Raw genomic sequence first — 7,256 nt, 5'->3', positions numbered from 1 at the left:
CCTCATCGATCTGCTCACCCTGGTCATCACGAACTGGCGTCAGCTCGACGGGTGGGAACAGCTCAGCCAATCCCTGAGCTACGCCGTAGAGAACAGGATCGGAGTCTGGGCCAGACAGGGGTACGCAGTGATCCCGATGTCTCATTTTGCGCTCTGCTACTGGTCTGGAACGAGGCCGGCGCAGGCCCGTCAATTTTGAGTTGAGATAGCTAATTTGATCAAAAGTTGGTTTATACGCAATTGGTTCCACGCCAACCGCATTGAAAAATCAGCGTAAAACAGCCTCTGAGAATTGCTGCGGCGCACACCTGCAAGCGCGGCATTAGCCCGGTTGTCATTGACTCACCAGACCTTTCACGAAGAAGGGCGCGCCGGTTTCCCGGTCACGCCCTGCTCATCGCAGTCGAAATTGTCAGCGTCGATCTCAAGCGGTGCGCGCTTTGATCCGCTGCACCTGCACCAGAGTTTACTTCCCACCGCACGCCGTCGTGAGCCCCATATCTCACCTGCGCCGGGCCGATACGCAGTCCATGGCCCAGATGCGGTATGCCGCAACGCGGTAGAGCCAGCGTCAAACCGGATGAAGGTGTGGTGTCCCGAAACAGGGTGCTGAGCGGCCTCAGGCCCCCCTCGGCAGCCTTCTTACGGCCCCGAGCCTTCCGGGGCTGCCTTAGAGGCTTCTACGGCCTTAGGCTTCTGACCACGGGTCTTGGGCGCTTCGGAGATCGTCTCTCCCGTATCAGCAGCCTACGGAGCTGCCTTGCGCCGCTGCTGGCCGAGGCCGAGTGAACGCGCCAGGTCGGACCGCTTGGCCGAGTAGGCGGCCGATACGATGGGGTAGTCAGACGGCAGGCCGTACTTCGCACGGTAGCTATCCGGTGTGAGCCCGCGAAGCGTGAGGTGGCGCTTCATCGTCTTGTAGATCTTGCCGTCCTCGAAGCTGACCATACCGTCGGGGGTGATCGATTTGCGGATCTGGGCGGGCGTCGGCTTCTCAACGGCGGGCTCGGCTGTTTCTTCCTTGCCCAGGCTAGACAACGCCGCGTGCACGGAGACGATCACACCAGGCAGCTCACTCAACGACACTCGGTTGTTGGAGACGTAGGCGGCGACAAGGTCGGCCGTCATTTCGAACTCATCGCGCCCCGAAACGAGCATCGCACCACCAGTCATACTATTATCCTTGGAAGACCTATCGCTTGCCATAACGACATGGCAAATCGAGCGTCAAGCTTTTGTTAGGGATACCGCATTAGGAGTTTCTTAGATTTTTCGGGGTTGGACGATGCGGGTTCTGCTAATCGAGGATGATGCGTCGGTAGCGCAGAGCATCGAGCTGATGCTTAAGACGGCAGGGTTCAATCCCTTCGTGACCGATCTCGGTGAGGAGGGAGTCGATCTCGGCAAGCTCTACGATTACGACATCATCCTGCTCGACCTGAACCTGCCTGACATGTCGGGATATGAGGTGCTTCGCAGCCTTCGCCTCGCCAAGGTGAAGACGCCGATCCTGATCCTGTCGGGCATGGCCAGCATCGAGGACAAGGTGAAGGGCCTCGGCTTCGGCGCCGACGATTACCTCACCAAGCCGTTCCACAAGGACGAACTCGTGGCCCGCATCCAAGCGATCGTCCGCCGGTCGCAGGGGCATGCGGAAGCGGTAATCACGATCGACGACATGATTATCAACCTCGACCAGAAGGTCGTCGAGATTGCCGGAACGCGGGTCCCGCTCACCGGCAAAGAGTACCAGATGCTGGAACTCCTCTCTCTGCGGAAGGGTACGACGATCACCAAGGAGATGTTCCTCAACCAACTCTACGGCGGCATGGACGAGCCCGAGTTGAAGATCATCGACGTGTTCATCTGCAAGCTGCGGAAGAAGCTCGCCAACGCCAGCCAGGGCAAGAACTACATCGAGACCATCTGGGGCCGCGGCTACGTCTTGCGCGAAGGTGCGCCCGAGATGCGGGCCATGGCGAGCTGAAGTGCCGCCAGCGGACCGGATCTCAATGCTCCGTGGCATGCTGCGCCGCCCACTCGTCCGCTGTCAGTTCCGGGCCGGTGACGCAGAGCACGCCGTTGGTGACGATGCCGAGGCCATTAGCAATCCATGCCTGCCAGTCCTCGACGTGGATGTCAGGCCCGGCGCCTGGGGGCGATCGGTGAGGATCAGGGTCGGGGCGCCGGCACCTGCCTGTCTTCAGTTCATGCGCCCAGCCGCACGCTCCTCGGCGACATAGCCGATGTACCAGTCGAGCTGTTCGGCGAGGTGGTGGTCTTCGAGGCTGGGGGACGCCCGGAACGCCTCGGCGGCGGCGTTGACCGATGGATAGCCGAAGCACACCACGGCGAGGCCCTGGTTGATCTCGTCGTCCAACTCGGCCTCGGACATGCGGTCGAAGCGGTTGGCGCTCTGCTGCTTCTCGATCTTGCGGAGGCGGAGGTCGATCACGCGGGAAGTCATTGCTGCATTCCTTCTTCGAGGCGGGCGAGGCGCTGATGCAGGTCCGTGACCTCGATCGCGCGGACGTGGGCGTCTACGGCCTTGCCGATGTCGGCGGCCTCAGACGGGGTGAGTTCTCCAGCTGCGATAGCCTGCAGGAGGGCGTTGGTCGCCTTCGGCAGGTCGGCCGTGGTGTCGATCGCCGGCAAGTCGAAGATGACGTGTCGGTCCTTCCGCACGGGCGCGAGGCGGTCCAGGCAAAGTCGCAGAGCAACCGTGTCGCCCTCGCAGGCGAGTTCGATGGCTTTGCGGGTCAGAGTCTCGGCCTCGCCTTCCAGCAACGCCTCCATGGCGAGCGTCGTGCGGTGCCGCGTACCCTTCGCCTTACCAGCCGGGTTGCCGGACTGGCCGGGCTCAAATTTGCCTGCCGTGGTCATGGTCTATCCTATCACATCATCTTCATAGACAGCACCTATGACATCTATTTCCTTGTTGGGGTCTGCAAATGCAGGTGGAATGCAGGTCGAGGTTGTCGGATCAGGCTCGGCCGGGGGATCTAGGAAGGCGACCTTCAGCCCGGCGGCGAGACCATGAAGGGCTGCGGCTGCGGCCTGCTGGCGAACCTCTCGGGCGTCGTCGCGGACCTCGATCGACAAGGCGGCCGTCATGGCGGCTTGGCGAGCGGCTTGGATGCCGGCGGTGAAGGCGGCGAGTTCGCGGGCGTTCATAGTCGGATCTCCCTCAGGGCTAGGCCAGTGCCGTTGATGACGCCTAGGGCCTCGGTCGCCTTGGCTGCGGCGGCGGCGAGCGTGTAGCGCGCGGCGTTGCGTGCAAAGGCGGCATCGTCTGGATAGAGGCGATCTAGCAGGCGGAGCTTTTCAGCCGACAAGTTTGCCGGACAACGGACGCACTCAACTGAAGTCGGGCAATCGGCATGGTGTGGATGCAGGCGGATGCCTTGCTCGGCGACGAAAGCCCGCACCTCCGCGTCGGTCCAGGACCACAATGGCATAGCGACCTCGACGTGCGCGGGAAATGCGGACGCAACGCTCTCGGCTGTGCCGCCCTTGTCCTGCTGCCGCTGGCCGTTGAGCAGCGCGCACGGGCCGTGAACGCCTTCCACGAATGTGACGGCTGGTTGCAGCCGGTGAACAGCGCAGCAAGCCGGCCAGGGCTGCACCTTCGGCTCACGCCATCCAACCGTGGCAAGGTTCTCGACGGCGATCAGGTCGGCCGGAACGCCCCATTCCTGCCAGTTTTCGACCATGGGCCGCGCCGGGTGCAGCTCGATCACCTCGAAGTCGGTGCGGTGGCTCAGGACGTGATCGCGGATGAAGGGCGCGGCGGCGCCTGTGTTCATCCAGAGCAGGGCAAGGCGGTCGCGCCAGGGGCGGCAGAGATGGGCGAGGGTGGCGGAGTCCTTGCCGCCGCTGAAGGCCAGGAAGACGTGGTCGTGCCGGTCGAAGATGTCGGCCAGAGCCTGTTGGGTGGCGACGAGCTGGGTCGAGATCATTCCGCAAGCTCCAAGGCGGCGACACGGCCGGTCGCCTCGGCGGCGCGCATCAGGCCGAGGCGGCCGGCGATCAGGGGCGGGAAGGAGATCGGGGCAGCCGGGTCGAAGCGGATCACCTCGGCGCGGATCGGGGCCAAGCGAGCGGCGTCGGGCTCGCGGCGGGCGACGAGGCTGTAGCGGGCGACGAGGGCAGGGTCGTAGTCGGCGGCGTGGGGCAGGGGTGCGGCGCGCTGCGGCGAGGCTGGCGCGGTGGCTTCCTGAGAAGGCGTCAGCTGCTCGTTCTCGAACCTGATCCACTCGATCGCGCCGAGGCGGTCAGAGAGCCACGTTTTCAGGTCGGCGGGAGCGTTCGGAAGGAGGATGGCGCGGGCGGGCTTGAAGCGGCCCAGGCGCTTGTAGGAGACGCGTCTGACGTTGGGGGTAACGTCTATAGATATCTCCCTTATAGATGTTACCCCCAACGTCGGTAGGACCATTTCTCGCGCGCAATCCCGCGTCGGAGCCGCGTCGGGATGTTGCTCGTGCCCGTGACGCACTCGCTCTGGTCGAAAAGACGCCGCTCGGAAAGGTCGCCGCTACCGATGAGACCGGAACAGCGACCCGTGCCCTGTTCCCGGCGAACCCCTTGCCGAACAGCCAGGGCGAGGTCGGCGGTGCAATGGTGGCGCTGGCTCGCAACAACCCGACCGTCGCCCGCGCATTGGCCCGGACGCATCTGGAAGGCGTGTTCAACGAGGCGACTCAGACCGTGCGCGGAGTCGCCCAGCAGTACGGTGGGGCTGGGTTCGCTTCCGCCGTGAGGGGCAACCCGCAGCAGCGCACCAACCTCGACGCGGGCCTGCGCGCCCTTCCGGACGGGGAGCAGACCGGCAGCGTGATGGATCGCTTCCTGACTGCCTTGGAAGCAACGGGCTATCGGCCACAGCGGGGCAGCGACACGGCGTTCAATCAGGCAATCCAGAAGCAGCTCGGCAGCGGTAAGACGCCGGTTGGGCAGGCGGTGAGCGACGTGGTGTCGAGCGCGGCGCTTGGTGGGGCCTTCGGTGGCCTGCACGGGGCTGCTGGCGGCGCGTTCGTCGGCCTGCGCAGAGGTGTTGGCGACGCGGTCACACAGGCGCGGATGATGGGCAACACCGCGGCCGTAGCGAGGATGCTGCTCGATCCGACCATGGCGCCGAGCCTTCAGGCCATAGCTCGCAAGCCGGCGGGCAGCCGTGGCACCGAGGATCTGGTGCAGCGCCTACTGCTGCTGGCCCGGTCCAGCGGGATGCAGGGGCACGAGCCACGGCCGGTGGCGCGGTAGGGGCTCGACCTAATCCTGCGGCCTAGATGGAAGCATGACGGGCTGCCCCACCGCATCTGGCAGTATCAGGCCCTCGACTGTCAGGATCGGAAAATACCCATTACCCGGCACTAGATTGTCCGACACGTTTTCCCGACAAGTTTGACCCGGTTACGAGCGTAAAATTCGAGCGCCTGTCAGGCTGAAGGGAAAACGGTCGGGCATCTGACATATCGCTCAAGCTGCTATCGACCCTCTGCAGAACCCGAAAACGTCCGTTTGCAGGTTGCTCGTTGGGACAGAGACTTACAGGTGGGAAGCGGAGGAAAGCTGTCGCTGTGACGGGGATATGACTTGTAAGGAATTCTCTCACAGCGCAGAGCTCGTCCATGGCCGTGCGCAGAACCATCACCGTCTCCATAACTGCGAGACAGGACGACCTCATTCGATCCTACCTCCACTCCGGATGTCATAAAGAGCCTGTGCTCGCGTTCGATATTGTCATCGCTCAAATTTTGGGGTGATCCAGCGCAGCCGTTATGCCTGTCGAGGACGTCGGATGCGCTGCATCTGAGCTTTCATCCAGTGAAGCGAGGCACGGGCTGAGTGCGCGGCTGCGCGGGCAGTCGTTTCCGCCATTTGCCAAGCTCGTGTTTTGCGCAGGTTTGCGAGTACGGCATCGCGGATACCCGTGACAAAGTCGAGACTTACGGCGAGCCAGTGGTAGGTGCGGAGCTTGTCCCGTCCCGCGTGATAAATGCGCTCAACGAGAACGAAGCTCGCGCCGTAGGCAAAGGCGAGCAGTCCGAGGCCGCGCAGGATCAGTCCTTCCCCAATCCAGAGGAGGCCCACCACCTTGAGCGGTTCCACTCCCAGAAAAGGGACTGCGATGACCGCGAGAATGAGCCATCGGGGCTTGGTAGCTATCCAGCGCTCCAGCCGCTTGAGGAATGCGAGCTGCGATATCGCTTGAAGAACGGGTCGATAAGCGGGGCGAGCCAGTGACTCGGCCAGAAGAGGAACAGCGATGAGCCCACGACCGCCAGCAAAGAATATCCGCTGATAGCGAGGGCGCGGAGGGGCGGGGGTCATTGATCGCCCTTATTGGATGCCGATTGCCCACCGAGAAAATCGTGGAAGGCGACGCGTGGCATCCCAGCAAGGAGTTTAGGTGACATGGTGCGATTGTCGAGCGCTGGGCGGAACAGCTTCAGTGCATGTGGTGTGAATACCCCTGAATGGTGGGCTTTCGCTGGGCCTATTGTGGGCATCGTGTGGCCCTTTGTGGCCCGCTGGCGACGGCCATCGTAGCTCCGCGGCAAGGCCACGGTCGTGCACGGCAAGGTACGGCAGTGTCACGGTAAGGAGCACGGTAGGAGCAGGGGTATCACACCACACGCACTGAAGCTGCTGGCGAGTGCCATGTTGTCGAGATGGTACGCCCACGGGTCCGATCGCGCCCTACTCAACTGGGTTTGGATGCGGCGATGGGGTGCCGCAGTAAATCTTCGGCAGCAACGGGCAGCCGGAGTGATTGCGACGGTGGTCGAGCCTTCGCCTTTCCTTCGCGGTGAAGGTGCCGGGAGTTGCAACGCGACCATGACAGGCTGGACACCGCTTCTCCGCTGCGGCGAACCGGGTCGAGGCTTCGGCGAGGCTGACGATGAGCCACCGCCCATCGACCTTCACTTCGCACTGGCTTGGGGTTGGCTCGACCATGCACCGCTCCGACACGCGATCTTGTTTCCCGCCAGGGCATGTTGGCTGGTCTAGTCCGCGCTCAAGGCGGCCGGTCAGTCCAGGAAGACGCGAACGCCCTCGGTATTCAGGATGGTCCGCTGATCGGCGCACCAGCGCTCGGGGCCGACCTCCGTGATTTCCTGCGCTAGACGCTTGCCTTCATCATCCACGGCGGTCTGCGCCTGCTTTGGGCCAAGGCTTTGATCGAGGGTAAGCCGCACGGTGCGAGACAAGCCGTCCGACACCTTGTCGTCGATCGCATAGAACTGCCGGCA

General features: G+C 63.4%; 10 protein-coding genes and 1 pseudogene. 3 read left to right on the top strand and 8 right to left on the bottom strand.

What is annotated here, in order from left to right:
* The coding region (locus tag MKK60_RS20635) for a hypothetical protein (RefSeq protein WP_243988397.1) at positions 1–199 on the top strand (199 nt) is incomplete at its 5' end.
* A 548-nt stretch (positions 200–747) separates the two neighbouring features.
* On the opposite strand, the gene MKK60_RS20630 is transcribed toward MKK60_RS20635, so the two are convergent.
* On the bottom strand, positions 748–1,173 hold the full coding sequence (locus MKK60_RS20630) for a MucR family transcriptional regulator (protein ID WP_243988396.1): 426 nt from the start codon (positions 1,171–1,173) through the stop codon (positions 748–750).
* A 112-nt stretch (positions 1,174–1,285) separates the two neighbouring features.
* Between MKK60_RS20630 and ctrA the strand changes: the two genes are divergently transcribed.
* Entirely contained in the window at positions 1,286–1,987 is a 702-nt protein-coding gene (ctrA, locus tag MKK60_RS20625) for a response regulator transcription factor CtrA (RefSeq protein WP_243988395.1), read from the top strand.
* Between the two features lie 216 nt (positions 1,988–2,203).
* Here ctrA and MKK60_RS20620 read toward each other — a convergent pair whose 3' ends face one another.
* The 5 genes from MKK60_RS20620 to MKK60_RS20600 are packed head-to-tail and all read right to left on the bottom strand — an operon-like array spanning position 2,204 to position 4,435.
* Positions 2,204–2,455: a hypothetical protein gene (locus MKK60_RS20620; RefSeq protein ID WP_243988394.1), complete on the bottom strand. Its 252-nt coding sequence runs from the start codon at positions 2,453–2,455 to the stop codon at positions 2,204–2,206.
* A gap of 8 nt (positions 2,456–2,463) precedes the next feature.
* A complete protein-coding gene (locus MKK60_RS20615; RefSeq protein WP_243988393.1) occupies positions 2,464–2,883 on the bottom strand; it encodes a DUF5681 domain-containing protein in 420 nt (139 codons plus the stop codon).
* Positions 2,884–2,886: 3 nt separating this feature from the next.
* Complete coding sequence (locus MKK60_RS20610) at positions 2,887–3,174, bottom strand: hypothetical protein (protein ID WP_243988392.1); 288 nt, start codon at positions 3,172–3,174, stop codon at positions 2,887–2,889.
* Positions 3,171–3,959: a phosphoadenosine phosphosulfate reductase family protein gene (locus MKK60_RS20605; RefSeq protein ID WP_243988391.1), complete on the bottom strand. Its 789-nt coding sequence runs from the start codon at positions 3,957–3,959 to the stop codon at positions 3,171–3,173. Before MKK60_RS20605 ends, MKK60_RS20610 begins: the two co-directional genes overlap by 4 nt.
* Positions 3,956–4,435 carry a hypothetical protein gene (locus tag MKK60_RS20600; protein ID WP_243988390.1) on the bottom strand — a complete coding sequence of 160 codons (480 nt, stop codon included), beginning with the start codon at positions 4,433–4,435 and terminating at the stop codon, positions 3,956–3,958. Before MKK60_RS20600 ends, MKK60_RS20605 begins: the two co-directional genes overlap by 4 nt.
* Positions 4,436–4,584: 149 nt before the next feature.
* Here MKK60_RS20600 and MKK60_RS20595 point away from each other — a divergent pair, with 149 nt between their 5' ends.
* Positions 4,585–5,262, top strand: coding sequence for a hypothetical protein (locus MKK60_RS20595; RefSeq protein ID WP_243988389.1), 678 nt, complete (start codon positions 4,585–4,587; stop codon positions 5,260–5,262).
* Positions 5,263–5,778: 516 nt separating this feature from the next.
* Here MKK60_RS20595 and MKK60_RS20590 read toward each other — a convergent pair.
* Complete coding sequence (locus MKK60_RS20590; protein WP_243988388.1) at positions 5,779–6,333, bottom strand: hypothetical protein; 555 nt, start codon at positions 6,331–6,333, stop codon at positions 5,779–5,781.
* A 701-nt stretch (positions 6,334–7,034) separates the two neighbouring features.
* Positions 7,035–7,256: pseudogene (locus MKK60_RS20585) on the bottom strand (hypothetical protein); the annotation flags it as partial.

Origin of the sequence: Methylobacterium sp. J-092 (genome assembly GCF_022829325.1) — a bacterium.
GTDB lineage: Bacteria > Pseudomonadota > Alphaproteobacteria > Rhizobiales > Beijerinckiaceae > Methylobacterium.
This window is presented reverse-complemented; position numbering and strand designations above follow the sequence as displayed.